We start from the raw sequence: 25,176 nt of genomic DNA on the forward strand, positions 1-25,176 counted from the left end.
AGAGGTCAAGTCTTGACGGCAACCGGACTGGCCCCGCGCTTGGCATTCAAGCCGTAATACAACAACCCACCCAACGCCGAGCCGGTAAACCAGCCGTAGCTGTAGAACCAGCTGAACGCATCGCTGCCCAACGACAGCAACGTCAGCACCACCGGCACGCCAAACGCGATAAACCCGCTCCAGTTCCACGCCGGGTACACGTCATCGCGGTACAAACCGGCAAGGTCGAGTTGTTGTTTGCGGGTGATGAAGTAGTCCACCACCATGATCCCGGCGATCGGTCCCAGCAGGCTCGAATAGCCGAGCAACCAGTTGGAATAGACGGTCTCCAGGCTCACATCGGAAACGATCAGCCCGAGCTTTTTCAGCAGTTCATGCCCCATCAACACCAGCCCCACCAACCCGGTGAGAATCACCGCCGTGGTGCGGTTGATCAGCTTGGGCGCGATGTTCTGGAAGTCATTGGTCGGCGAGACAATGTTCGCCGCCGTATTGGTGGACAGGGTCGCGATGATGATCAGCAACATTGCAATCGCCACCCATACCGGGCTCTGGATATGCCCGATCAACGTCACCGGGTCGGACACACTCACGCCGACCAGTTTCACCGACGCCGCGGTCATGATCACGCCGAGGGCGGCGAACAGGAACATAGTCAGCGGCAGGCCGAAGATCTGCCCGAGGATCTGGTCTTTCTGACTTTTCGCGTAGCGGCTGAAATCAGGAATATTCAGCGACAAGGTGGCCCAGAAGCCCACCATTGCGGTCAGGCCGGCCATGAAGTAACCGGTGAGGCTCGCGCCTTCCGGGCGTTTCGGCGGGATCGCCATCAACTCGCTGATGGACACATTGGGCATCGCCCACACCAGCAAACCAATCCCGACCGCCACCAACAGCGGTGCCGAGAGGGTCTCCAGGCGCTTGATCGACTCGGCGCCGCGCAGCACCACCCAGAGGTTCAACGTCCAGAAAATCATGAAGCCGATCACCTCGCCGGTACCCCCGAGGGACTTCCAGCCCTCGAAAACCGAGCCCAGGAACAGGTGGATCGCGAGCCCGCCAAACATCGTCTGGATACCAAACCAGCCGCACGCCACCAGCGCGCGGATCAGGCACGGCACGTTGGAGCCAAGAATGCCGAACGACGAACGCAGCAACACCGGGAATGGAATCCCGTACTTGGTGCCAGGAAAGGCATTGAGGGTCAGCGGGATCAGCACCACGATGTTGGCCAGCAAAATCGCCATCAGCGCCTCGCCCACCGACAAGCCGAAATACGCCGTCAGCACGCCACCCAGCGTATAGGTGGGCACGCAGATCGACATGCCGACCCACAGCGCGGTGATGTGCCATTTGTTCCAGGTTCGTTCATGCACCTTGGTCGGTGCCATGTCGTGGTTATAGCGCGGGCTGTCGAGGACGTCGGGGCCGGCGTCGAGTTCGTACAGGCCGTTGCGTTCAATGACTTGCGATCTGTTCTGTTGCATGGCCGCTCCACGGTTTTTTCGAATTATTGTTGCTCACCCAGCGTGTTGCGCCGGATGGCCGGAGTACCTCGTAAACAACATGACATCACGGGCCCGGCCAGCCGCCACTGCACTCAATAACCGTGCCGACCACTGCCCCGCTACCCGCACCGCTTATATAACCAACTGATGTTTATCAGCTTTCCGATTGAACCCAGGGTACTTGCCAGGTTACTCAGGCTAAATAATCTGGAAGTTGCCCGAACTGTCAGGACTCAATCTGGTGCAACACAATTATTTTTATTTCCTAGCCCCGTCAAGCGGCATATCTCAAGCGTCTGATTTGCAATAAGAAATGTTGCTCAATTTATGAACCTGTCAAGTGCGTCAAAACGGTGAACACACGCTTCATTTTGGTGATTGTTGTTTTTTATCTTTAGAAATCATGCACTTAAACACGATATAAGCTTATGTAAATTCTGCTTGCCCAATCGAAAAACTCGGGCTAGTTTCTATTCCTGTCACCGATGACAGGAATAAACCACTCATCGGCATGCAGCATTACAACACTTAGAACTGGCACAAGCCGGTCAAGCCTGTGAGGAACTCGACATGTCGCTGTTGATCCGTGGCGCCACCGTTATTACCCATGATGAAAGTTACCGCGCCGATGTTTTATGCGCAGGCGGTCTAATCCGGGCTATTGGTACAAACCTGGATATACCCGCCGGCACTGAAATACTCGACGGCAGCGGCCAATACCTGATGCCCGGCGGCATCGACCCCCACACCCATATGCAACTGCCCTTCATGGGCACCGTGGCCAGCGAAGATTTTTTCAGTGGCACGGCGGCAGGCCTGGCGGGGGGCACCACCTCGATCATCGACTTTGTAATTCCCAACCCGCAGCAGTCCTTGCTCGAAGCCTTTCACCAATGGCGCGGCTGGGCGGAAAAATCCGCCGCCGACTACGGCTTCCACGTGGCGATCACCTGGTGGAGCGAGCAGGTCCGCGAAGAGATGGCCGAACTGGTCAGCCACCACGGCATCAACAGCTTCAAGCACTTCATGGCCTACAAGAACGCGATCATGGCGGCGGACGACACCCTGGTCGCCAGCTTCGAGCGCTGCCTGGAACTGGGCGCGGTGCCCACCGTGCACGCCGAAAACGGCGAGCTGGTGTATCACCTGCAACGCAAGCTGATGGCCCAGGGCATTACCGGGCCGGAAGCGCATCCGCTGTCGCGCCCCTCCCAGGTCGAAGGCGAAGCGGCCAGCCGCGCGATCCGCATCGCCGAAACCATCGGCACACCGCTGTATCTGGTGCATGTCTCCACCAAAGAAGCGCTGGATGAAATCACCTACGCCCGTGGCAAAGGCCAGCCGGTGTATGGCGAAGTCCTCGCCGGCCACCTGCTGCTGGACGACAGCGTCTACCGCCACCCCGACTGGCAAACCGCCGCGGGCTACGTAATGAGCCCGCCGTTCCGCCCACGCGGGCATCAGGAGGCGCTCTGGCAGGGGCTGCAATCGGGCAACCTGCACACCACCGCCACCGACCACTGCTGCTTCTGCGCCGAGCAAAAAGCCGCCGGGCGTGACGATTTCAGCAAGATCCCCAACGGCACTGCCGGTATCGAAGACCGCATGGCGGTGCTGTGGGACGAAGGCGTCAACAGTGGGCGCCTGTCGATGCAGGACTTCGTTGCGCTGACCTCCACCAACACCGCGAAGATCTTCAACCTCTACCCGCGCAAAGGCGCGATCCGGGTGGGCGCGGATGCCGACCTGGTGCTGTGGGACCCCGAGGGTACGCGGACGATTTCCGCCAAGACCCACCATCAACAAGTCGACTTCAACATCTTCGAAGGCAAGACCGTGCGCGGCGTGCCGAGCCATACCATCAGCCAGGGCAAGCTGGTCTGGGCTGATGGCGACCTGCGCGCCGAGCGCGGTGCCGGGCGGTATGTGGAGCGGCCGGCGTATCCGGCGGTGTTTGAGCAGTTGAGCAAGCGAGCTGCGCATTCCAAGCCAGTGGCTGTGAACCGCTGATATCGCCTTCGCGGGCAAGCCCGCTCCCACATTTGACCGCGTTCGCCCAGGCAAAACGGGGTCGCATGTGGGAGCTGGCTTGCCTGCGATGAGGCCAGTGCAGACAACAAAAATGCCCGCCAGAGGCAATTGAAAAAAAGTGAGGCCAAACCCGTGATCCAGACCCTGACCCACCTCCCCCATCCCACCGAGGATGGAGCCACCCTCGCCAGCCACTTCACCGACCTGGCACCGCCCCTCAACGCCCGCCAGGCCCAACTGGAAGCCTCGCGCTGCCTGTACTGTTACGACGCGCCGTGCGTGAACGCCTGCCCCAGTGAGATCGACATCCCGTCGTTCATCCGCAATATCCACACCGACAACGTGCAAGGCGCCGCGCAGAAAATCCTCTCGGCCAACATCCTCGGCGGCAGCTGCGCCCGGGTTTGCCCCACCGAAATCCTGTGCCAGCAAGCCTGCGTGCGCAACAACGCCGAGGAATGCGCCCCCGTGCTGATCGGCCTGCTGCAACGCTACGCCGTGGACAACGCGCACTTCAGCGAACACCCGTTCCACCGCGCGGCGTCCACCGGCAAGCGCATCGCCGTGGTCGGCGCCGGGCCCGCCGGTCTGGCCTGTGCCCATCGCAGCGCCCTGCACGGCCATGACGTGGTGATCTTCGAAGCCCGGGAAAAAGCCGGCGGCCTGAATGAATACGGGATCGCCAAGTACAAACTGGTGGATGACTTCGCCCAGAAGGAACTGGATTTCCTCCTGCAGATCGGCGGCATCGAGATCCGCCACGGCCAGCGCCTGGGCGACAACCTCACGCTGAGCGACCTGCACCAGCAGTTCGACGCAGTGTTCCTCGGCCTCGGCCTGGCTGCCAGCAAACAACTGGGCCTGCCCCATGAAGATGCCCCCGGCCTGCTCGCCGCCACCGACTACATCCGCGAACTGCGCCAGGCCGATGACCTCACCCAACTGCCCCTGGCTGACCGTTGCATCGTGCTTGGCGCCGGCAACACCGCCATCGACATGGCCGTGCAGATGGCCCGCCTCGGTGCCCGCGATGTAAACCTGGTGTACCGCCGTGGCCTGGCGGACATGGGCGCCACCCAGCATGAGCAGGACATCGCCAAAGCCAACCAGGTGCGCCTACTGACCTGGGCCCAACCCGAAGAAGTCCTGCTGGATGAACAAGGCCACGTACGCGGCATGCGTTTCCTGCGCACACGCCTGGAAAACGGCCGCCTGCACCCCACCGGCGAAACCTTCGAACTGGCCGCCGATGCGATCTTCAAAGCCATCGGCCAAGGCTTCGACAACGCGGCGCTGCACGATCCACTGGCCCAGCAACTGCAACGCGTCGGCGAGCGGATCTTTGTCGACGAGCAGCTGCGCACCAGCATTCCCGGGGTGTATGCCGGCGGCGATTGCGTCAGCCTCGGCCAGGACCTCACCGTGCAGGCGGTGCAACACGGCAAGCTGGCAGCCATTGCCATGCACGCCCAACTCATGCTGAACATGGAGGCTGCGTAATGGCCGATCTCTCGATTGTGTTCGCCGGTATCAAAGCCCCCAACCCATTCTGGCTGGCCTCTGCGCCACCCACCGACAAGGCCTACAACGTAGTCCGCGCCTTCGAAGCCGGCTGGGGCGGCGTGGTCTGGAAAACCCTCGGTGAAGACCCGGCGGCGGTCAACGTGTCGTCACGTTACTCGGCGCACTACGGCGCCAACCGCGAAGTGCTGGGCATCAACAATATCGAGCTGATCACCGACCGCTCCCTGGAGATCAACCTGCGGGAAATCACCCAGGTGAAAAAAGACTGGCCCGACCGCGCGCTGATCGTCTCGCTGATGGTGCCGTGTGTAGAGCAATCCTGGAAAAATATCCTGCCCCTGGTGGAAGCCACCGGCTGCGACGGTATCGAGCTGAACTTCGGCTGCCCCCACGGCATGCCCGAGCGCGGTATGGGCGCAGCGGTCGGCCAAGTGCCGGAGTACGTCGAACAGGTGACGCGCTGGTGCAAGACGTATTGCTCACTGCCGGTGATCGTCAAGCTCACGCCGAACATCACCGACATCCGCGTGGCGGCGCGGGCGGCCTATCGCGGCGGCGCGGATGCGGTGTCGCTGATCAACACCATCAACTCCATCACCAGCGTGGACCTGGAGCGCATGGTCGCCCTGCCCGTGGTCGGCAGCCAAAGCACCCACGGCGGTTATTGCGGCTCGGCGGTCAAGCCGATCGCGCTGAACATGGTCGCCGAAATTGCCCGCGACCCGCAGACCCAGGGCCTGCCGATCTGCGGCATTGGCGGTATCGGCAACTGGCGCGATGCGGCGGAGTTCGTGGCCCTTGGCTGCGGCGCGGTGCAGGTGTGCACGGCGGCGATGCTGCACGGGTTCCGGATTGTGGAAGAGATGAAGGACGGGCTATCGCGGTGGATGGACAGCCAGGGCTACAAGAGCTTGCAGGAATTCTCCGGGCGGGCGGTGGGCAATACCACGGACTGGAAGTACCTCGACATCAACTACCAGGTCATCGCCAAGATCGATCAGGCGGCATGCATAGGTTGCGGACGTTGCCATATTGCCTGCGAGGACACCTCGCACCAGGCGATTGCGAGTTTGAAACAGGCGGATGGCACGCACCTATACGAGGTCATCGATGACGAGTGCGTGGGCTGCAACCTGTGCCAGATCACCTGCCCGGTGGCGGACTGCATCGAGATGGTGGCGATAGACACTGGCAAGCCGTACCTGAACTGGACGCAGGACCCGCGTAATCCTTATCGGGACGCTGTGTAGTCCTTTAAGCCGCCTTCGCGAGCAAGCCCGCTCCCACATTCAACCGCATTCCTCCAGATAAAATGCGGTCCACTGTGGGAGCGGGCTTGCTCGCGAAGAGGCCCTCAGCCCCACCACAAAAATCAGGGCTCCAACCCAATCCCGCGCAAAATCACCCCGGTCACCGTCTGGATCGCCCGCTCGAACTGCATATCCGACAACGGCTGGTGATCATTCAGAATCTTCACCTGGTGATCAAAGTCCGCGTAGTGCTGGGTCGACGCCCAGATCATGTACAGCAGGCTCGACGGTTCCACCGGCAGGATGCGCTTGTCCTCCACCCACTGGCGAATCTTCGCCTCTTTCATCTTGGCCCAGTCGTACAGGCTGGCATCCAACGCCTCACCCAGTGTGGGCGCGCCGTGGATGATTTCGTTGGCCCAGACTTTCGAGCCATACGGCCGCGTGCGCGAGCGTTGCATCTTGGCGCGGATGTAGCTGCTGAGCACCACGCGCGGATCATCGAAGGTCTCGAAGCTCAGGGCGTCCTGCTTCCACACTTCCAGCAGGTCGAACAGCACCGCGCTGTACAGCTCGCTCTTGGTGGTGAAGTAGTAGTGCAGGTTGGAACGCGGCAGTTGCACTTCTTCAGCGATGTCGGCCATGGCGGTGCTGCCATAGCCCTTTTCGGCGAAGATCTTCTCTGCCGCCAGCAGGATTTTCTCGACGTTGACCCGACGAATGCCAATCTTGTGATTGCCCATGAGGGCTCCCCGACAACAACATGGGTTAGAGACTACCACCGGCTCTAGATCGCGGCGACAGGCCATACCGAAACTTCGTACACTGCCCGCTTCTCCCCATTGATTGGTATTGAACAATGTTGATCAAAAAGACCCTGACCACCCTTACCCTGCTCGCTTCCCTGCTGGGCGCTTCGGCGGCCTTTGCCCACGCCCACCTGAAAAGCGCCACGCCCGCTGCCGACAGCACCGTCGCCGCGCCCGCCGACCTGCGCCTGACCTTCAGCGAAGGCGTCGAAGCCACCTTCACCAAGGTCTCCCTGAGCAAAGACGGCACCGAAGTCGCCATCAAGGGTCTGGCAACCCCGGACAAGGACAAGAAAACCCTGGTGGTCACCCCTGCCGCGCCGCTGGCTGCCGGCAACTACAAGGTGGTGTGGAACGCCGTATCGGTCGACACCCACAAGAGCAACGGTGAATACAGCTTCAAGGTCGGCCAATAAGCCATGGCGACGCTGTTGGTGCTGTGCCGTTTCGTGCATTTCATTGCGGTGTTGTTGATGTTCGGGGCCTGCGTGCTCAAGCCCTGGCTGCTCGGCAACGAAGTGCAACCGGCGCTGGACCGGCAACTGCTGCGCTGCACCCGGGCACTGGCCTGGGTCGCGCTGTTGTCTGGGATCACCTGGCTGCTGCTGATCACCGCCAGCATGGCTGGCAGTTGGGACGCGGCATGGCAACCGACCACCGTCGAGTTGGTGCTGGGCAAGACGTTTTTTGGCCAGGTTTGGGTGTGGCATCTGCTGCTCAACCTGTTGCTGCTGAGCGCATTGATCAAACCCTGGCCGACGCTGCGCCTGCCGCTGATCGCGTTGCTGCTGGCCACCCTCGCCCCCGTGGGCCATGGCGCGATGCTCGATGGGCTCAGCGGGCGCCTGCTGATCCTCAATCAGGTGGTGCACCTGGCCTGCGTCGGCGCCTGGCTCGGCGGTTTGTGGGTGCTGGTGTTGATCCTGCGCCAACCCCAGGGCTATGCGCTGGAGCCGATCTTGCGGCGGTTCAGCGGCGTGGGCTATGGCTTGGTCGCGGGATTGTTGGTGACCGGGTTGATCAACGTACGCGTGCTGACTGGTCAGCTATGGCCAACGCCGCTGTTCAGCGGTTTCGCGTTGATTCTGCTGATCAAGGTGATGCTGGTGCTGGGCATGCTCGCCCTGGCGCTGTTGAATCGATTACGAATCGAAGGCTGTGACGAACGCCAAGGCAGCCTGAAGGCCAGTGTGCTGCTGGAGTGGCTGCTGGGCATTTCAGCGGTCGCCGCCGTTTCCCTCCTCGGCACCCTGCCGCCGATGGTCATGACCCAGTAGCCCCCCTCAAGTCGAACATCAATCCAAATGTGGGAGCGGATTGGTGTGGGAGCGGGCTTGTGTGGGAGCGGGCTTGCTCGCGAATACGGTGGATCAGCCAATACACCTGTAACTGACACACCGCTTTCGCGAGCAAGCCCGCTCCCACACTTGAACCGTGCCCATTCTGTAAACGGTGGCGAGCCAGGTCATCGTATAACTTCTGATTGACAACCCCCACAAACCACGCAAATACTCAGCCCGATGTTGTACGACGACGTACGACAAATAATAAAAACAACAAAGCAAGGGAGCTCCACTGTGAGTCAATTCGCCCGCAATTCCTGCGTACGCCTGGGCCTTGTCAGCCTCGGCAGCCTGATCGTCACCCTGCCCCTCGGCGCCCACGCCGACGGCTTTCTCGACGACGCCAAGGCCACGCTCAACCTGCGCAACGCTTACTTCAACCGCAACTTCACCAACCCGAGCAACCCCCAGGCCAAGGCGCAAGAGTGGACGCAGAACTTCATTCTCGACGCCAAGTCCGGCTTCACCCAAGGCACCGTGGGCTTTGGCATTGACGTGCTGGGCCTGTACTCGCAGAAGCTCGACGGCGGCAAAGGCACGGGTGGCACCCAATTGTTGCCGATCCACAGCGACGGCCGCCCGGCCGACAACTTCGGACGCCTGGGCGTGGCGCTGAAAACCCGCTTGTCGAAGACCGAACTGAAGGTCGGCGAATGGATGCCGGTGCTGCCGATCCTGCGCTCCGACGACGGCCGCTCCCTGCCCCAGACCTTTCGTGGCGGCCAGCTCACCTCCAATGAAATCGCCGGCCTGACCCTCTACGGCGGCCAGTTCCGTGGCAACAGCCCACGCAACGACGCGAGCATGGAAGACATGTTCATGAACGGCAAAGCCGCGTTCACCTCCGATCGTTTCAACTTCGGCGGCGCCGAATACAGCTTCAACGAAAAGCGCACCCAGGTCGGCTTGTGGTACGCCGAACTCAGCGACATCTACCAGCAACAGTACCTCAACCTCACGCACAGCCAGCCCGTGGGCGACTGGACCCTGGGCGCCAACCTCGGTTTCTTCACCGGCAAGGAAGACGGCAGCGCCCTGGCTGGCGACCTCGACAACAAGACCGCTTTCGCCCTGCTCTCGGCACGCTACGGCGGCAACACCTTCTATGTGGGCCTGCAGAAACTCACCGGCGACAGCGCCTGGATGAAGATCAACGGCACCAGCGGCGGCACCCTGGCCAACGACAGCTACAACGCCAGCTACGACAACGCCCAGGAAAAGTCCTGGCAGGTGCGGCACGACTTCAACTTCGTGGTGCTTGGCGTGCCGGGGCTGACGCTGATGAATCGCTACATCAGTGGCAGTAACGTGCACACCGGAACGATCACCGACGGCAAGGAATGGGGCCGCGAGTCGGAACTGGCCTACACCGTGCAAAGTGGCGCGCTGAAGAACCTGAACGTGAAATGGCGAAACTCGACCATGCGTCGCGACTTCAGCAACAATGAGTTCGACGAGAACCGACTCTTCATCAGCTACCCGATCTCACTGCTGTAAACATTCACGTCGAACCCGCCTGTGCAACCAACGCAAATCCCCCTGTGGGAGCGGGCTTGCTCGCGAAAGCGGTGGATCAGTCAGCACACCTGTAACTGACACACCGCTTTCGCGAGCAAGCCCGCTCCCACACTTGAATTGCATTCGCCGCGAGGAGCGTTGACAAGCCTGGGAATCTGTAACGATACTTTGACCTAGTCATACGACAACCTACAACAACAATGGAACGCCCATGACCACGACCACTCCCGCTCCCTTCAACCGCCTGCTGCTCACTGGTGCCGCCGGTGGCCTGGGCAAAGTCCTGCGTGAACGTCTGCGCCCTTATGCCCGCGTACTGCGCCTGTCGGACATCGCCGAGATGGCCCCGGCCGCTGACGAAGCCGAAGAAGTCCAGCCCTGCGACCTCGCCGACAAACAAGCCGTGCACCAGTTGGTGGAAGGCGTCGACGCCATCCTGCACTTTGGCGGTGTATCGGTGGAGCGCTCCTTTGAAGAGGTCCTCGGCGCCAACATCAGCGGGATTTTCCATATCTACGAAGCTGCACGTCGGCATGGGGTCAAACGTGTGATCTTCGCCAGTTCCAACCACGTGATCGGCTTTCACAAACAAGGTGAAATCCTCGACGCCCATTCGCCCCGTCGCCCGGACAGCTACTACGGCCTGTCCAAGTCCTACGGCGAGGACATGGCCAGTTTCTACTTCGATCGCTACGGCATCCAGACCGTGAGCATCCGCATCGGCTCGTCGTTCCCGCAACCGCAGAACCGCCGCATGATGCACACCTGGCTAAGCTTCGATGACCTGACCCAACTGCTCGAACGCGCGCTGTACACGCCAAACGTCGGCCACACCGTGGTCTACGGCATGTCGGATAACCTCGACACCTGGTGGGACAACCGCTACGCCGCACACCTGGGCTACGCGCCCAAGGATAACTCCGAAGTGTTCCGCGCCCAGGTCGAAGCCCTGCCACCGGTGGCCGCCGATGATCCGGCCAAGGTCTACCAGGGCGGCGCCTTCTGCGTGGCCGGGCCGTTCGGGGACTGACCCATGAGTGCAGAACTGATTGTCGACGCCCGCAACGCCGTAGGCGAATGCCCGGTGTGGGTGCCCGCAGAAAACGCGCTGTATTGGGTGGACATCCCCCACGGCGGCCTGCAACGCTGGAGCGCCGCCAGCGGCCACGTCGCCGCCTGGAAAGCCCCGCAGATGCTCGCCTGCATTGCCCGCACGACGGCGGGCAACTGGGTCGCCGGCATGGAAAGCGGCTTTTTCCAGCTCACCGCGCACAACGACGGCAGCCTCGACAGCACGCCCCTGGCCCGCGTCGAACACCCCCGCGCGGACATGCGCCTGAACGATGGCCGCTGTGATCGCCAGGGCCGCTTCTGGGCCGGCAGCATGGTGCTGGACATGGGCTTGAATGCGGCCGCAGGCATTCTGTATCGCTACACCACTGGCCAGGCGCCCCATGCCGAATTGGACGGTTTCATCACCCTCAACGGCCTGGCCTTCAGCCCCGATGGGCGCACGATGTACGCCTCGGACTCTCACCCGTTGGTGCAACAGATCTGGGCATTCGACTACGACATCGACAGCGGCACGCCATCCAACCGCCGCCTATTCGTGGACATGCACCAGCACCCCGGCCGCCCCGACGGCGCCGCAGTGGACGCCGACGGTTGCTACTGGATCTGCGCCAACGACGCCGGGCTGATCCACCGTTTCACCCCCGACGGACACCTCGACCGCTCCCTCAGCGTCCCGGTGAAAAAGCCCACCATGTGCGCCTTTGGCGGCAGCCGGTTGGACACACTGTTCGTCACCTCGATCCGCGATGACCAGAGCGAACAGTCGCTGTCGGGTGGCGTGTTTGCCCTCAATCCTGGCGTGCAGGGTTTGCCCGAGCCGACTTTCACCCTCTGATGGGACAGCCCTGATGATCGAACTCAAAGACGCCCTCACCCACCTCACCCTGGCCCCCGCCATCGGCGGCAGCATCGTCAACTGGCAGGTCATCGCCACCGGCCAGCCGTTGTTGCGCCACAGCGATGAGCACGCCGTGAACAGCGGCCTGCCGGGCAAGCTGGGCTGCTACCCACTCGCGCCCTGGTCCAACCGCATCGCGGCAGGCGGCTTCAACAACCCCGACGGCTGGCTGGCCCTGCAACCCAACAGCCGCACCGACCCGTTGCCGATCCACGGTTCGGCGTGGCAGCAGGCGTGGCAGGTGGTCAGCCAGTCGGCGGATGAAGTGGTGATGCAGGTGTTGTGCGACACACCGTTCGCCTATCGCGCCGAGCAACGCTTTGGCTTGCGGGACGGTGAGTTGAACATCGCGTTAACGGTCACGCACCTGGCCGAGAAAGCCGCGTGGCATGGCTTGGGACTGCATCCGTATTTGCCCCGCACAGCCAGCACGCGGTTGCGGGCCAAGGCTTCGCAGGTGTGGCTCAGTGATGCGGCGAAACTGCCCACGGGCCTGGCGCCGGTGCCAGTGGATTGGGATTTCCAGCAGTTGAAAGGCCTGCCCGACGGCCTGGTCGACAACGGCTTCTGTCACTGGGATGGGCAGTGCCGCATCGAGCAACCGGACCTGGGTTACGCCCTGGAATGCCAGGCCAGCGGCGCCGATTACTTCCTGCTCTACTGCCCGCCGGGGTTGGAGTTCTTTTGCATCGAGCCGGTGAGCCACCCGGTGAATGCCCATCATCTGCCCGGCAAGCCGGGGTTGAAGTTGCTGGAACAAAACCAGTCGGCACACCTGTCATTCAAGCTGAAATACCTTCCAACCGGGGGAGCGGGCTTGCTCGCGAATACGGTGGCGCAGTAACTCATTCAACGCCTGGCACACCGCTTTCGCGAGCAAGCCCGCTTCCACAGTTTTGATCGCTGTTGTGTCAGTGTCACGGTGGGCTGTTTTTGAGGCGCCCTGCGGTGTCGATACTGACCACCACGGACAACCCCGGCCTCAGCCGTTCGCTCTCGGCCTGATCCGCATCTACCGTAATCCGCACCGGCACCCGCTGGGCAATTTTCACAAAGTTGCCGGTGGCATTGTCTGCCTGCAACAGGCTGAACTCCGACCCGGTGGCCGGTGAAATATGCTGCACCGTGCCATGAAACTTGCGGTGGTTCAGTGCATCCACGGTGAACGTCACGGGTTGCCCCACCTGCACGTTGTCCATCTGGGTTTCCTTCATGTTTGCGATCACCCACAACTGCGGCGGCACCAGTGCCATCAGTTGCGCGCCGGAGTTGACGTAGGCCCCCAGGCGCACGCCAATCTGCCCCAGCTGGCCGTCACGTGGTGCGGTGATGCGCGTGTTCGACAGGTCGATCCGCGCCAGTTCCACGGCTGCATCCGCACTCGCCACCGCCGCTTCCAGGGAACCGCGATTGACGATCACCGTCTGTAAATCCTGCCGCGCGATTTCCAGGCTCGCCTGGGCCTGGGCCACCGCCGCGAGGGTCTGCGCGTTCGCGGCACGGGTCACGTCCAGCTCGCGCCGGGACACCGAACCATCGCTGATCAGCTCTTCATTGCGGCGCAAATCCGCGGTGCTCTTGCGCGCCTGCGCCTCGCTGTCCGCCAACGCCGCCTGGCGCAGCTTGATGGTGGCTTCGGCGCTGTTGCGTTGCTGCACCACGTTGGCCAGCGACGCCTTCTGCACCGCCAACTGTGCCAGCGCCTGGTCGAGGCGTTGTTTGTAGATGCGATCATCCAGGCGCACCAGCAGGTCGCCGGTCTTTACGTATTGGAAGTCCTGCACCGGGACTTCAAACACGTAGCCGCTGAGCTGCGGCCCGATGATCGTGACCTGCCCGCGCACCAGGGCGTTTTCGGTGGTTTCCACTGCACTGCTGAACGGCGGCAGTTGCCAGGCGTAAAGCACGATCAGCACGCCGACAATGGCAATCGCGGCAAAGCCCAGGGACGAGATGATCCGCACCCGCAGCGGGCGCAGTTCGGTGGGCACCGCGCCCGGCGGCGTGCTGCCTTCGGGGGTGGCGGCGATGGCGGTGGTGGTCGTGGTTGAAGGTTCGGTCATGTAGGTGCGCCGCTGGGTTGAACGGGAGTGGCTGCTCGAGTGGTACTCATCAGCCACAGACTGCGGATAAAGATCCAGATCATGGTCAGCATCGCGATGATCGCGATCAGCATGAACACATCGTTGTAGGCCATCACATTCGCCTCACGGGTGGCCGCCGTCGCGAGACTGCGGATGCCCATGAGGTTGCGCAACTCAGGGTCGGCGATCACACCACCGTAGGCCGAGCCACCGCTCGCCACCCGCGCGGCCACACGGGGGTCCAGCAGGGTCAGGTGTTCGACGATCATGCTCGAATGAAACTTCTCGCGCACGATCTGGAACGTCCCCAGCAGCGCCGCGCCGATCAGGCCGCCGAGGTTCTGGCAAATGCCGAACATCACTGAAAAACTCACCAGATTGCGTGGGTTGGCCAGCACGTTCTTGGTGCCCAGCACCATGGTCGGCCCAAGGAAGAACGTGCCGCCGAAGCCTAGCAGGAACTGGCTGATGTACAGGTTCTGCGGGCGGGTCAGGTTGCTGGAGAAACTGTCCATCACCGAACCTGTGGCCATCAACGCCAGGGAAATCACCAGAGGCATCAGCAGATGCGCCGGGTTGATCGTCAACGCGCTGACCGCAAGCCCGGCAATCGCCCCGGCCAGCATCACCAGGTACAGCGTGTGCATTTGCTGGTAGCTCATGTTCAGCACCTGCATGAACCCCACGGCGCCGGTGGACTGCTCGGACAGCACCATGCGGATCAGGATCACCGCCAACGCCAGGCGGATCATCACCCCGCTGCCCAGCCAACGAGTCATCAGCATCGGGTTGGCGCGGTTATGCTCGATGGCCAGGCCAGCCATGATCAACACCAGGGAACACGCCGAGGCGACGCCGATCCACGGCGCTTCCAGCCACCAGTCGATCCGGCCCAGGGACAGCACCGCACACAGCAGGGCCACGCCGCTGGCCAAGAGGGCGAAGGTCAGGAAGTCGAGTTTTTCGAAGGTCTTGAAACGATCACCAGGCGGCAACTTGAGCAGGAACACACAGCCCAGGCAGATCAGCGCCAGGCCCAGTTCGAACAGGTACAAGCCGCGCCATTCGGCAATTTGCAGCAAGTCCTCGGAGAACAACCGCGCCAGCGGCAACGCCAGTTGTGCCGTGCCCAGGCCCAGCACCAGGGATTTCAAACGCCACTTGGCCGGGAAGGCCTGGATCATGTAATACAAGCCCAACGAACTCAGCGCCGCGCCGACCATGCCGTGGGCCGCCCGCACCGCAATCGCCGAACTGAGGTCGTTGACGAACAAGTGCCCGAAGGTCACCAGCGCGTACAGCACCAGGAACACCTCGGTAAACGCACGCAGGCCGAACTGCTGGCGGAACTTCACCAGCAACAGGTTCATGCACACGTTGGTCATCACATAGGCGGCGGGCAGCCAGGCCATTTCCGCAGTGGTCGCACCGAGGGCGCCTTGCAGGTATTGCAGGTTGGCGATGACCAGCGCGTTGCCCAAGCCGCCGGTGATTGCCACCAGCACGCCGACCAGTGCGAACAGCCAGCGCTTGGGCGTCGGGTGCAAGGGGGTGGACGGCGAACCGGGCAGGCTCGGCCGCTCGTGGGGCTGCCAGGTGAGGGGGGTGTATTTGTCCATTCGACGACTCAGGTAAACCGGTACTCAGAGACAGTAAACCTGAGCGAAGTTCATCTTGCCATCGAGAAGGTCCAAATGATGACTGAAGTGTGCACCAGAAAAAATGTGGGAGCAGGCTTGTGTGGGAGCGGGCTTGCTCGCGAATGCGGTGGATCAGTCACTACATTTGCTGACTGACACTGCGCATTCGCGAGCAAGCCCCACATTGGATCTGCGGCGTGTTCTGAGTCAGATCCAGCCCAGCCAGCTCCAGTAAGTGGCAGCGAACACCAGCATCAAGCCATAGCCGATCAGCGTCACCAGAATCCCCACCTTGGCAAACTGCCGCGCCGTAAACGTTCCGGTGCCCAAACACACCATATTCTGCGGCGCATTGATCGGCAGGATAAACCCGTAGCTCATTACAAACCCCAGCAACATGGTCATGCCCAACCGACTGAATTCCCCAGGCAAGGTCTGCAACACCGCAATCAAAATCGGCAGCAACGCCGAGGTCAGCGCCGTGGCGCTGGCGAAGCCCAAATGAATCAGGATCAAAAACGCCCCCAGGATCGCAAACACCCCCAGCGGCCCGACTTGATCCAGGCCGGTATGCGCCACCACCTGGGAGCCCAGCCATTGCCCGGCCTGGGTGGTCAGCAGCGCGGTGCCCAGGCTGATGCCCACACCAAACACAATCACCGTGCCCCACGGAATGCGCGACTGCACATCCTTCCAGGTCATCACCCCAAGCCCCGGCAGCAGCAGGAACACCAGCCCGGCGTAAGTGGTCGAGGTGGTGTCGAAGTTGTGCAGGCGCCCTTCGGTGGCCCAGGCCAGCAGCAACAATACCGACACGCTCAGCAGGCGTTTCTGCGGCCCGGTCATCGGGCCGATGTCCACCAGTGACTGGGCCACCGCCTCCTTGCCACCGGGAATGCTATCGGTCTCCGGCGGCAGCAGCTTGAGCACCAGGAACAACAGCACCGCCGACATGATCAACGCCCACGGCGCCCCGGCGATCAGCCAGTCGATCCACGACACGCGTTGGCCAAGCATCTTGTCCATGAAACCGACGGTGAGCAGGTTCTGCGCCGCAGCAGTCTGGATGCCGACGTTCCAGATACTGGTGCCCTGGGCCACCACGATCATGATCGCGGCGGCGATGTTCGAACGCTTGTCCACGCCGAATGCAGCGATCACGCCCATCATGATCGGCACCACACAGGCACTGCGCGCCGTGGCGCTGGGCACCACCAGGCTGAGCAGGATGGTCACGGCAATCGCCCCCAGCAGGATGCGCCGGGTGCTGGTGCCGACCCGGCTCAGCGTCACCAACGCAATGCGCCGGTCCAGGCCAGTGTGGGTCATGGCCGCCGCGATAAACAGCGCACCCGCCACCAGCGCCAGCGCCGGGTTGGAGAACCCGGTCAACGCCATGCTGATGGCCGGGCTGGTGCCGATCAGATGCGCAGGGTCTTGCAGCGACGGCGCAGTGCCCAACAGGAACGCCATCAGCGACGTGATCATGATCGCGCTGGCCTCGTAGGACACCGCCTCGGTGATCCACACCACTACGGCAAACGCGAGGATCGCCAGCATGCGATGCCCGGCCACCGGCAAATCCGCCGGCAGCGGCAACAGCAGCACCCCGGCCATCACCAGTACGGCGATGACCAGGCCCAAGGGCAATTTGAAGGGTGCAGCGCTCATCGGGTGCTCCAAGGCTCTAGATCGGGCCTTGAGCATGGTGCATTTTGCCGCACGCGGTGTTGACGGGTATCAAGCGATTCAAATGTGGGAGCGGGCTTGCTCGCGAATGCGGAGTGTCAGTCAGCAAATGTATTCACTGATACACCGCATTCGCGAGCAAGCCCGCTCCCACAGAGGATCGGGTTTACATAGCTGGACCTGGATATTCAGCTGAGCAACTGGCTCAACACTGCCCGCAGCTTGCCGGGCTTGACCGGTTTGTTCAGCAACGGCGCTTCCAGCCGACGCAAGGCGCGACGGCATTGGTCGGTGCGGTCGGCGGTGATGATCACCGCGGGGATCTTGCAGGCGAAATGCTCGCGCAACTGCTTGACCACCTCGCAGCCGACCACGCCGTGGTCGAGGTGATAGTCGGCGAGGATCAACTCCGGCGCCCTGCCCTGCAACGCCGCCATCGCACCGGCCTGGTCGGTGGCGGTGAGCACTTCGCAGCCCCACTGTTCGAGCAGCGCGCTCATGCTTTCGAGGATGCTGGTTTCGTTGTCGATCACCAGCAAGCGCCGCCCCGGCAGCGGATTGCCGGTGGTCGGTTGTACCGGCAGTTGGCTGATCGCCAGGGGCATCTCGGCACTCAGCGGCACTTCGATGCTGAACATCGAGCCGCGCCCCGGCCAGGAGCGCACGGCAATCGGGTAGCCAAGGATCTCGGCGATCCGCTCGACAATCGCCAAGCCCAACCCCACCCCCTTGCGATCCGCTGCACGGCCGACATCCAGCTGGTTGAACTCAAGGAAAATCGCCTCCAGCCGATCCGCCGCAATCCCGCGCCCAGTGTCCCACACCTCCAGGCGCAGGCAATCGCCCCGGCGTCGTGCGCCGAGGAGGATGCAGCCGTCGTCGGTGTAGCGGCAGGCGTTGCTGAGAAAGTTACGCAGAATCCGCGTCAACAAGCGCAGGTCGGTGCGCACCGCGTAATGCCCGGTGTGCACGCGCAAATTCAGCCCGGCCGCCTGGGCCACCGACTGGAATTCCGAGACCAGCGGCGCGAATACTTCATCCAGGCGATACAGGGCCACATCCGGCTTGACCGCTGCCTGGTCGAGTCGCGAGATGTCGAGCAGGTCGGTGAGCAGATCCTCGGCGCCTTCCAGCGCCTGGTGCGTGCGTTCCACCAGTACCCGCTCGACATCGGGCAACTGGCGCTCACGCAAGGTGGCGATCAAAAGCCGTGCCGCGTTCAGTGGTTGCAGCAGGTCATGGCTGGCGGCGGCGAGGTACTTGTCCTTGCTGCGGTTGGCGGCCTGGGCGGCGTCGCGGGCGTCGCGCAGATCCTGTTCGATCTGTTCGCGCTGGGCGATCTGCTGCTGCAGGTTGTGGTTGGCTTCCAGCAATTCTTCGGTGCGTGCGGCGACGCGCTGCTCCAACTCGTCGTTGAGGCGGATATAGCGCTTGCGCTCGGCCTCCAACTCATCCAGGCGTGCGGTCAGCTCCGGGTAGTGACTCTTGCGCGCCGACTGGTCGCCCAGCCCCAGCAGCGCAGACAGCGCGCGTTGCGGGTCGTCAGAGTGCTTCGCCATAAACGACCTCAACATCACGCTGGCTCGACGCGCGCGGGTTGGTGAGGATGCACGGGTCATCCATTGCATGCTCGGACAAAAACGGAATATCCGCCACACGTACCCCGTGCAGGCCGAGGGTTTCGTGGAAACCGATCGCGTGCTTCAACGCGATCAGATGCTCCACCAACCGCCCGCAGATCTGCCGGTGGTTGAGGCCCCGGCAGTCGATGCCGAACGTCTCGGCAATCACCTGGAAACGCTCCGGCGCCGAGCTGTAGTTGAACGCCACCACATGCTCCACCAACACCGCGTTGCACAGCCCGTGGGGCAGGTCGAGGAAGCCGCCGAGGCTGTGGGACATGGCATGCACCGCGCCAAGGATCGCATTGGAGAACGCCAGTCCGGCCTGCATGCTGCCGAGCATGATCTTCTCGCGCAGGGCGATGTCGGTGGGGTTGGCGATCATCTGCACCAGGTTGCCGTTGATCAGGCGCATGGCTTCCAGGGCATGGGGATCGGTCAGCGGGCCATGGCCGGTGGAGACGAACGCCTCGATGGCATGCACCAGCGCGTCGATGCCAGTGCAGGCGGACAGGAACGGGTCCATGCTCGCCGTGGTTTCCGGGTCGATCAGCGACACATCTGGCACCACCGCCTTGCTGACGATGGAAAACTTCATGCGCTCCTGCTGATTGGAAATGATCACGAACTGCGAGACATCCGCCGAGGTGCCGGCGGTGGTGGGGATCAGGATCAGCGGCGGGCTGGGCACGCGGATGGTGTCCACGCCTTCGAACTCGAGAATGCTGCGCCCGTGGGCGACCACGATACCGATGGCCTTGCCGCAGTCCATCGGGCTGCCGCCGCCGATGGCGACGATCACGTCACAGTGGTTTTCACGGTAGACCTCGGCGCCGGTCATCACTTCTTCAACGCGGGGGTTGGGGGACACGGCGGAGTACAGGCAGTAATCGATACCGATGGCTTGCAGGCTGGCTTCGACGTCGGCGACCCAACCGGCGGCGATCACCCCGGGGTCGCTGACCACCAGCACCTTACGCGCGCCGAAGGTCTTCGCGTAATTGCCGACGTTGTGCCGGCAGCCGGCGCCAAAAATGATTTCTGGCGAGACGAATTTACGCAGGAGGCTGAGGTTTGGGCTCATTGGAAAGCCTGTTTTTATTATTTTGGAAGGATGGGCTCCACACTAACCGATCCGGGGGCGATTGCAATCAGACCAATGGGTCATTTTCAAGACCACTACCGTGCAGAATCCAGCGCTACCTGCCTTGTCTCAGCAAGCCATAAACATCACGGGACGCGGTACCCGCACACTACTGGGCAAGCGTCAGCGCAGAATAATCAACATGCTTGAGTGATGGTATGGAAGATCTTTTTCTCTTCATCAAAAAACAGGTAAGCCTGGGCGTAGTCATGACTCAACTCACTGATGTCGAGCTGCCCTAGGAAAACCGTCGGTCTTCCGTCTACCACCGGCCAATCGGGGCCTTGCAACCATTTAGGAGTTGCTTTCAGGCACCTGAAATCAGTTTTTATTTTATTCTTCAGCCAAGACTGCAGCTCCTTAGGGCTAAGATTTTTTTGCTCTTCTACCAGTTTTGAAAAATATTCAGCAGACAACGACAGCCATTTAGGCTGAACTTTTAGTGTCAGGTTGAATAGGTTTTCATACTTTTTTTCTACGGTATGAGCAATGCCGTTTTTACTCAAAACTGCAGAAAGCAGCGTTTGAACATTGTAGATGCACTCCAGATTCAGATAGTCCTGAGCGATTACATAGCTGTAAAGATCGGGCTCATTGATATAGGCCGGAAGGTTGCTCTCAACTTCAAGCAACGCTTTGACTTCTGGATCTGAGTAGACCATCGCTTCAAATGCTTTGGGTGAAATGGCCCCTTCGACGAATTCCGTGATGATTTCAATAGCGGTCATTGTTTGTTCCTAGGTGTCTGAATTCATCAATCGCAGCGTGCTGTTCCCGAGTGACCTCACGCAAATTTATAGGGTTGTTGATATCTGCTCCACCCTTACGTTGGGGGATGTGGTGATGCAACTCCATCGATTTTCCGTTCGCATCCGTCGGCGCAGCGCCGCGCTCCATACGACTCATGTTGGCAGGGCTGAACTCACCTGAAGACTTTGAGGCCGTATAGCGGTTTTTCCAGTATCGGCTTCTGACTACATCCCACTCGGGCGCCTTGCCGTTGGGCATAGGTTTATCTATCGCCTGCCCTCTTCTCCAACGCTTGAACTGAACACAACTCCAACCCCATGGATCGATCCAGAAAATGGGGTTAGGCCCATATTGATAGAGATTCAGACCGCCCATTAACCCTATAGGATCCGGCGTCGTAAACCGCCCCACATCCGGGTCATAAAACCTGAACGTATTGAAGTGCAGCCCCGTCTCGCGATCCAGATACTGCCCCTGGAACCGCAGGTTCTGTTCTTCAATGTAGTCAGGCTCACGTACCTCTTCCAGCGTGCTGCCCCACACCCGATAGGTCGCGCTCCAGACGTTGTGCCCGTCGGTTTCAGTCAACTGCTCCGGCAAGCCGTTGAGGTCGTTGTGGTAGTAGCGGATCTTCTGTTGCGGACCGATGCCATCGACTCGCGCCAACGGCTCGTAGCCTTCGTCTACGTAGACGTAAAGGCTGGTCTGGCGGTGTTTATGCTCCTGCAACAGGCGCAGGCCATCCCAGGTGAAGCGGGTTTCGCCCAATAGATAACCGCTGCTGTCCTGCTCGGTTTTGGCGATGCGCCGGCCCAGCGGATCGTAGGTCATGCGTACTACGCTGCCATTGTGGCTTTGCACTTCAATCAGCCGGTGTTCGGCGTCGTAGGTGAAGCGTTGCAGGCCACGCAGAGCACTGCGTTTTTCGATCATTCGACCGAAGCCGTCGTAGCGGTAGCGTTTGTCCTGGTAGGTCAGTAGCTTGTTGTGCCTCACTAAGCCGGCACTAGACTGTGCCCCGTCCAACAAGTTGGCGGCAGCGTCGTAGCCGAAGGTTTCCAGCTGGCTTTGAGTGCTGTCCTGACTAGCGATAATCCGGCCGGTTGCGTCGTAGTGCAGCAGTTGGCGATGGTTGCGATGGGGTTCGACGCGACCGATCAGGTTGTCGGCTGGGTCGTATTCGTAGTGCGTTTGTACAGTGGCCGACAGTTGAGACTGACGCGTGCGCGTTCGCAGGCGACCGCTGCGGTCGTAGGCGTGGCGGGTACTGAGCCGGCCTTGGGTACGCAGGACTTCGCGGTGCAGGCGGTCGCGTTCGAAGTCGCTGATGACTTGGCCGTCCAGGTTGATCTGGTGCAGGTGGCCGCTGCCGTAGTGCAGGCGGTTGAGCCTGCGGCCATCGGGCAGTTGCGTCTGGATCCGGTTGCCGAGTTCGTCGTAGTGGTGTTGCAGCTTGCCGGTTGCACTCTGCTCGCACGTCAGTTGGCCAAGCGCGTCATAGGCAAAACCCAGTGCTTGAGCATTGCCTTGCCGGTCGGTGGTGGTGACGTCGGTGAGTTGGTCCAACGCGTCGTAGGCATATTCGGTTCGGCCATCGTCGGTCTCCTTGGCTAACAGACGACCGACTGCGTCACGCTCCAGGCGATGCACGAGGGAAGAGGCCTCATCCAAAGGGAGGTATTCGACTGCGATCAAGTAACCCAGCGCGTCATAGGCATAACACCGCGCACTGCCATCGAGGTCTTGCTGTTGCGTGAGGCGGTCGCCCTGGTCCCAGGCGAAGCGATAGTGCTCGCCGTTTTCGTTGGTCAGGGTTTGCAATCGACCGTAGGCATCGTGCCGATATTCGATCTGGCGGCCATGGGCATCTATGCGCCGCAGCAGTTGCCCGCGCCGGTCATATTGGTAGCGGGTAGTGTGGCTCGCCGCATCGATGTAGGCGCTCAACTGACCACTGGTGTTGCGCAGGTAGTGTTCGATGTAACCGTAGGGCCTTTCGATTTGAAGCAATCGGCCGCGGCTGTCGTGTTGATAACGCTGGCGTTCACCGACTGCATCGATAACGGTTTGTAAATGACCTCGACGGTCGTACTCGAACCTTGTGGCATAGCCCGAACAATCGACCTGTTCAAGCAACTGCCCGGTTTCATTCCAGCGTTGGGTCTTGTGCTTGCCCGTGGCGTCGATGATCTCCACCACCTGTCCAAACCCATCATGGTGATAGCGCGTGACGTGCCCCAGCGGGTCGGTTTCACTGACGCAATTGCCGCGTTGATCGTATCGATACTGCCAGCTGTGGCCGGCTGCATCGGTTTCAACCAATGGCAGCGACCAGTGTTCCAGCCACACCGTCGATTCAATACGGCCCAGCGGATCTTGTGTGCTGCACAGGTTGCCGGATTCGTCGTAGCCGAATCGCCACTGGCCACCCAGAGGATCGGTAGCCCCCAACAACTGGCGCTCGTCATTCCAATCGAACTGCCAGGTGTGCCCCAGGTTGTCGGTGTATTCGGTGATCTGGTACTGCGGGTTCCACTTGCGGGAGCTGGCCCGTTGCAAGCCATCGGTAATCCGCGTAAGCCCGACTAGCAGGTCGTAGTCAAACTGATAATCGTCGCCCTCATCGGTCCAGTGCCGTACCACTCGCCATTCACGGTCGTCCACACAGGCCCATTGGTAAAAGCAGCGCAGGCCGGTGGGCAGTTGGTGTTCGACCATGCGCTGGGCGCTGTCATAGGCGAAGCGGCGCTGAACATGCCCATCGGCATCGCGCACGGCTGCGAGATCGCCGCGCGTGTCGTAGGTATAGCTGGAGAGCGTTTCACGACGGTGATCGGGGTACAGGCGCTCGATCTGTTCGACACGGCGGGGCCATTGCTGGCTGTAGCTCAGCTCGATTCGCACAACGCCAAAGGTATCGCGCAACTGGCTCAGGCGGCCCTGATCGTCATAGTCGAGGAAAACGCGGTTGTCATTGCGATCTCCCCACTGGCCCAAGCGCAAATGCGCAGGGTTGTCCGGTGTGGGTTCGAACAGCCGATACAGCCCGTCGACACGCTCAATCAGCAGGTGGCCGCTGGCATGGCGGCGTACGCTCAAGCCTTCGCCGGCGCTGAACACCGCAGCACCTAGCGGGATCACGCCCATGTCGATCTGCCGAGCCTGCTCGTCGGTGTAGATCAGCCGTTCGCCGCCTTCGGGATGCGGGCCCATTTCGACGAAAACCTCATAGGCCACACTCCAACTCGCACCGAACAGACCGTTACGGCGCTCATCCCGGCTGCTGTAATAGCGCTGCCACTCGATTGGCAACAGGCCAGGCAATGCAAAATCCAGGTCGTCGTCACCGTCGAGAATCTTCGCCCCCGTGGCGCAGTGCACCGGGTTGGGCGAGCCGCGCACTGCTGACGCAAGCGCGTTGCTCACCTGCCCTGTGCCCCACGACACCAACCCACCCACCGTCATACAGGGCAACGTGCTGAAGAACTTCGCCCCACCACCGCGCAATGCCAACAGCGCCGTTACCGCCAGCCCTACACCCGGCGTCTTGCCGCTGCGAATCTCACGCACCACCACCGGCGCGCCGCCGATGACCACGTTGGACGAAATCTGCACCTTGCCCACCGTGGCTTCGCAGGTGCTTCTGTCCCCACTGCGTACGGCGGGCTGGCCGTTGATGAATACCTTGCTGGAACCTTCGGCGAGGTACTGCTCCGGCATGGGCGGGTGTTTAGTGCAGTCGACGGTATCGGCAGGACAAGGTATAGCGCCCGCCACCGGCGCAGCGACCGTAGGGCGCCAGAGCTGAGAGAAAAAACCTTCGGCGATATCCAGATAAGTCGGTTCACTGCCCGCTTCTGGCACGGCGGCGCCGACTTTTCCGGCCGCCCGCGCTGCAGGCTTGCCGTTGATAAACACATCCGGCGAACCGTTGCTGATGAATGCATCGATGACGGGTGGGAAGAGTGCGTTGGCGAAAGACTCACATAATCGCGAAAGGCCTTTATCGGCGCCGCTTGCACCCATGCCGAGCCCGACCACCACACCGACCACGGCCCCCAGCACAACGCAGCCCAGGCCACCTGTCGCCACGCTGATGCCGGTTGCAGCCACGACGGCCGCCGTGGCCAGTGCCGTCACGGCCACCGTCGCCGCAACTTCCAGCACGCCGCCCAACACGTCCGCCAGCATCGAGCTGTGCAACAGCGCGTCGCCCTCGCGGGCAGCCCACAGCGTATCCGTCATGCGCAACAGTCCCTGTCCGAAAAGGCAGGATCAAATCACGCAGTACC

General features: G+C 61.6%; 18 protein-coding genes. 9 read left to right on the forward strand and 9 right to left on the reverse strand.

The window, feature by feature from the left end:
- Window positions 1-5: 5 nt before the first annotated feature.
- Window positions 6-1,487: an NCS1 family nucleobase:cation symporter-1 gene (locus tag AC3ISR_RS17735; RefSeq protein WP_192296661.1), complete on the reverse strand. Its 1,482-nt coding sequence runs from the start codon at window positions 1,485-1,487 to the stop codon at window positions 6-8.
- 591 nt (window positions 1,488-2,078) lie between these two features.
- Here AC3ISR_RS17735 and hydA point away from each other — a divergent pair.
- The 3 genes from hydA (at window position 2,079) to preA (ending at window position 6,313) form a co-directional block, all read left to right on the forward strand.
- Window positions 2,079-3,518 carry a dihydropyrimidinase gene (hydA, locus tag AC3ISR_RS17740; protein ID WP_463983536.1) on the forward strand — a complete coding sequence of 480 codons (1,440 nt, stop codon included), beginning with the start codon at window positions 2,079-2,081 and terminating at the stop codon, window positions 3,516-3,518.
- 153 nt (window positions 3,519-3,671) lie between these two features.
- Window positions 3,672-5,039, forward strand: a complete 1,368-nt coding sequence (locus AC3ISR_RS17745) for an NAD(P)-dependent oxidoreductase (RefSeq protein WP_463983612.1) — start codon at window positions 3,672-3,674, stop codon at window positions 5,037-5,039.
- Window positions 5,039-6,313 (forward strand): NAD-dependent dihydropyrimidine dehydrogenase subunit PreA, encoded by a 1,275-nt coding sequence (preA, locus tag AC3ISR_RS17750; protein ID WP_463983535.1) that lies wholly within the window; start codon window positions 5,039-5,041, stop codon window positions 6,311-6,313. Before AC3ISR_RS17745 ends, preA begins: the two co-directional genes overlap by 1 nt.
- A 122-nt stretch (window positions 6,314-6,435) precedes the next feature.
- Here preA and AC3ISR_RS17755 read toward each other — a convergent pair whose 3' ends face one another.
- Window positions 6,436-7,056 carry a TetR/AcrR family transcriptional regulator gene (locus AC3ISR_RS17755; RefSeq protein ID WP_226457766.1) on the reverse strand — a complete coding sequence of 207 codons (621 nt, stop codon included), beginning with the start codon at window positions 7,054-7,056 and terminating at the stop codon, window positions 6,436-6,438.
- Between the two features lie 116 nt (window positions 7,057-7,172).
- Here AC3ISR_RS17755 and copC point away from each other — a divergent pair, with 116 nt between their 5' ends.
- The 6 genes from copC to AC3ISR_RS17785 all read left to right on the forward strand — a co-directional run bounded on the left by copC (window position 7,173) and on the right by AC3ISR_RS17785 (window position 12,799).
- A complete protein-coding gene (gene copC / locus AC3ISR_RS17760; protein ID WP_192296665.1) occupies window positions 7,173-7,538 on the forward strand; it encodes a copper homeostasis periplasmic binding protein CopC in 366 nt (121 codons plus the stop codon).
- 3 nt (window positions 7,539-7,541) lie between these two features.
- A complete protein-coding gene (gene copD, locus AC3ISR_RS17765) occupies window positions 7,542-8,399 on the forward strand; it encodes a copper homeostasis membrane protein CopD (protein WP_463983534.1) in 858 nt (285 codons plus the stop codon).
- 300 nt (window positions 8,400-8,699) lie between these two features.
- Complete coding sequence (locus tag AC3ISR_RS17770) at window positions 8,700-9,962, forward strand: OprD family porin (RefSeq protein WP_463983533.1); 1,263 nt, start codon at window positions 8,700-8,702, stop codon at window positions 9,960-9,962.
- A gap of 232 nt (window positions 9,963-10,194) precedes the next feature.
- Window positions 10,195-11,013, forward strand: coding sequence for an NAD-dependent epimerase/dehydratase family protein (locus AC3ISR_RS17775; RefSeq protein WP_192296668.1), 819 nt, complete (start codon window positions 10,195-10,197; stop codon window positions 11,011-11,013).
- A gap of 3 nt (window positions 11,014-11,016) precedes the next feature.
- Window positions 11,017-11,892: an SMP-30/gluconolactonase/LRE family protein gene (locus AC3ISR_RS17780; RefSeq protein ID WP_463983532.1), complete on the forward strand. Its 876-nt coding sequence runs from the start codon at window positions 11,017-11,019 to the stop codon at window positions 11,890-11,892.
- A 13-nt stretch (window positions 11,893-11,905) separates the two neighbouring features.
- Window positions 11,906-12,799 (forward strand): aldose 1-epimerase, encoded by an 894-nt coding sequence (locus AC3ISR_RS17785; protein ID WP_463983531.1) that lies wholly within the window; start codon window positions 11,906-11,908, stop codon window positions 12,797-12,799.
- 73 nt (window positions 12,800-12,872) lie between these two features.
- On the opposite strand, the gene AC3ISR_RS17790 is transcribed toward AC3ISR_RS17785, so the two are convergent.
- The 7 genes from AC3ISR_RS17790 to AC3ISR_RS17820 all read right to left on the reverse strand — a co-directional run bounded on the left by AC3ISR_RS17790 (window position 12,873) and on the right by AC3ISR_RS17820 (window position 25,129).
- Window positions 12,873-14,018: an HlyD family secretion protein gene (locus AC3ISR_RS17790; RefSeq protein WP_192296671.1), complete on the reverse strand. Its 1,146-nt coding sequence runs from the start codon at window positions 14,016-14,018 to the stop codon at window positions 12,873-12,875.
- Window positions 14,015-15,658, reverse strand: coding sequence for an MFS transporter (locus AC3ISR_RS17795; RefSeq protein ID WP_463983530.1), 1,644 nt, complete (start codon window positions 15,656-15,658; stop codon window positions 14,015-14,017). The genes AC3ISR_RS17790 and AC3ISR_RS17795 overlap by 4 nt, the downstream gene beginning before the upstream one ends.
- 228 nt (window positions 15,659-15,886) lie before the next feature.
- Window positions 15,887-17,350: a DASS family sodium-coupled anion symporter gene (locus AC3ISR_RS17800; protein WP_463983529.1), complete on the reverse strand. Its 1,464-nt coding sequence runs from the start codon at window positions 17,348-17,350 to the stop codon at window positions 15,887-15,889.
- Window positions 17,351-17,556: 206 nt separating this feature from the next.
- The gene (locus tag AC3ISR_RS17805) at window positions 17,557-18,927 is read right to left on the reverse strand and encodes an ATP-binding response regulator (RefSeq protein WP_463983528.1); all 1,371 of its coding nucleotides are present in this window, start codon (window positions 18,925-18,927) and stop codon (window positions 17,557-17,559) included.
- On the reverse strand, window positions 18,911-20,074 hold the full coding sequence (gene ercA / locus AC3ISR_RS17810; protein WP_124528356.1) for an alcohol dehydrogenase-like regulatory protein ErcA: 1,164 nt from the start codon (window positions 20,072-20,074) through the stop codon (window positions 18,911-18,913). Before ercA ends, AC3ISR_RS17805 begins: the two co-directional genes overlap by 17 nt.
- A gap of 197 nt (window positions 20,075-20,271) precedes the next feature.
- Entirely contained in the window at window positions 20,272-20,862 is a 591-nt protein-coding gene (locus tag AC3ISR_RS17815; protein WP_463983527.1) for a hypothetical protein, read from the reverse strand.
- A complete protein-coding gene (locus AC3ISR_RS17820; RefSeq protein ID WP_489324393.1) occupies window positions 20,849-25,129 on the reverse strand; it encodes an RHS repeat-associated core domain-containing protein in 4,281 nt (1,426 codons plus the stop codon). The genes AC3ISR_RS17815 and AC3ISR_RS17820 overlap by 14 nt, the downstream gene beginning before the upstream one ends.
- Window positions 25,130-25,176: the final 47 nt, after the last annotated feature.

The organism is Pseudomonas sp. GL_117 (assembly GCF_057835125.1).

Bases quoted from the DNA above. Each gene is read 5' to 3' on its own strand.
- AC3ISR_RS17735 (WP_192296661.1), bottom strand. From the start codon at position 1,487: ATGCAACAGAACAGATCGCAAGTCATTGAACGCAACGGCCTGTACGAA.
- AC3ISR_RS17790 (WP_192296671.1), bottom strand. From the start codon at position 14,018: ATGACCGAACCTTCAACCACGACCACCACCGCCATCGCCGCCACCCCC.
- AC3ISR_RS17800 (WP_463983529.1), bottom strand. From the start codon at position 17,350: ATGAGCGCTGCACCCTTCAAATTGCCCTTGGGCCTGGTCATCGCCGTA.
- AC3ISR_RS17785 (WP_463983531.1), top strand. From the start codon at position 11,906: ATGATCGAACTCAAAGACGCCCTCACCCACCTCACCCTGGCCCCCGCC.
- ercA (WP_124528356.1), bottom strand. From the start codon at position 20,074: ATGAGCCCAAACCTCAGCCTCCTGCGTAAATTCGTCTCGCCAGAAATC.
- AC3ISR_RS17780 (WP_463983532.1), top strand. From the start codon at position 11,017: ATGAGTGCAGAACTGATTGTCGACGCCCGCAACGCCGTAGGCGAATGC.
- AC3ISR_RS17820 (WP_489324393.1), bottom strand. From the start codon at position 25,129: ATGACGGATACGCTGTGGGCTGCCCGCGAGGGCGACGCGCTGTTGCAC.
- AC3ISR_RS17775 (WP_192296668.1), top strand. From the start codon at position 10,195: ATGACCACGACCACTCCCGCTCCCTTCAACCGCCTGCTGCTCACTGGT.
- copD (WP_463983534.1), top strand. From the start codon at position 7,542: ATGGCGACGCTGTTGGTGCTGTGCCGTTTCGTGCATTTCATTGCGGTG.
- hydA (WP_463983536.1), top strand. From the start codon at position 2,079: ATGTCGCTGTTGATCCGTGGCGCCACCGTTATTACCCATGATGAAAGT.
- AC3ISR_RS17795 (WP_463983530.1), bottom strand. From the start codon at position 15,658: ATGGACAAATACACCCCCCTCACCTGGCAGCCCCACGAGCGGCCGAGC.
- preA (WP_463983535.1), top strand. From the start codon at position 5,039: ATGGCCGATCTCTCGATTGTGTTCGCCGGTATCAAAGCCCCCAACCCA.
- AC3ISR_RS17755 (WP_226457766.1), bottom strand. From the start codon at position 7,056: ATGGGCAATCACAAGATTGGCATTCGTCGGGTCAACGTCGAGAAAATC.
- copC (WP_192296665.1), top strand. From the start codon at position 7,173: ATGTTGATCAAAAAGACCCTGACCACCCTTACCCTGCTCGCTTCCCTG.
- AC3ISR_RS17805 (WP_463983528.1), bottom strand. From the start codon at position 18,927: ATGGCGAAGCACTCTGACGACCCGCAACGCGCGCTGTCTGCGCTGCTG.
- AC3ISR_RS17815 (WP_463983527.1), bottom strand. From the start codon at position 20,862: ATGACCGCTATTGAAATCATCACGGAATTCGTCGAAGGGGCCATTTCA.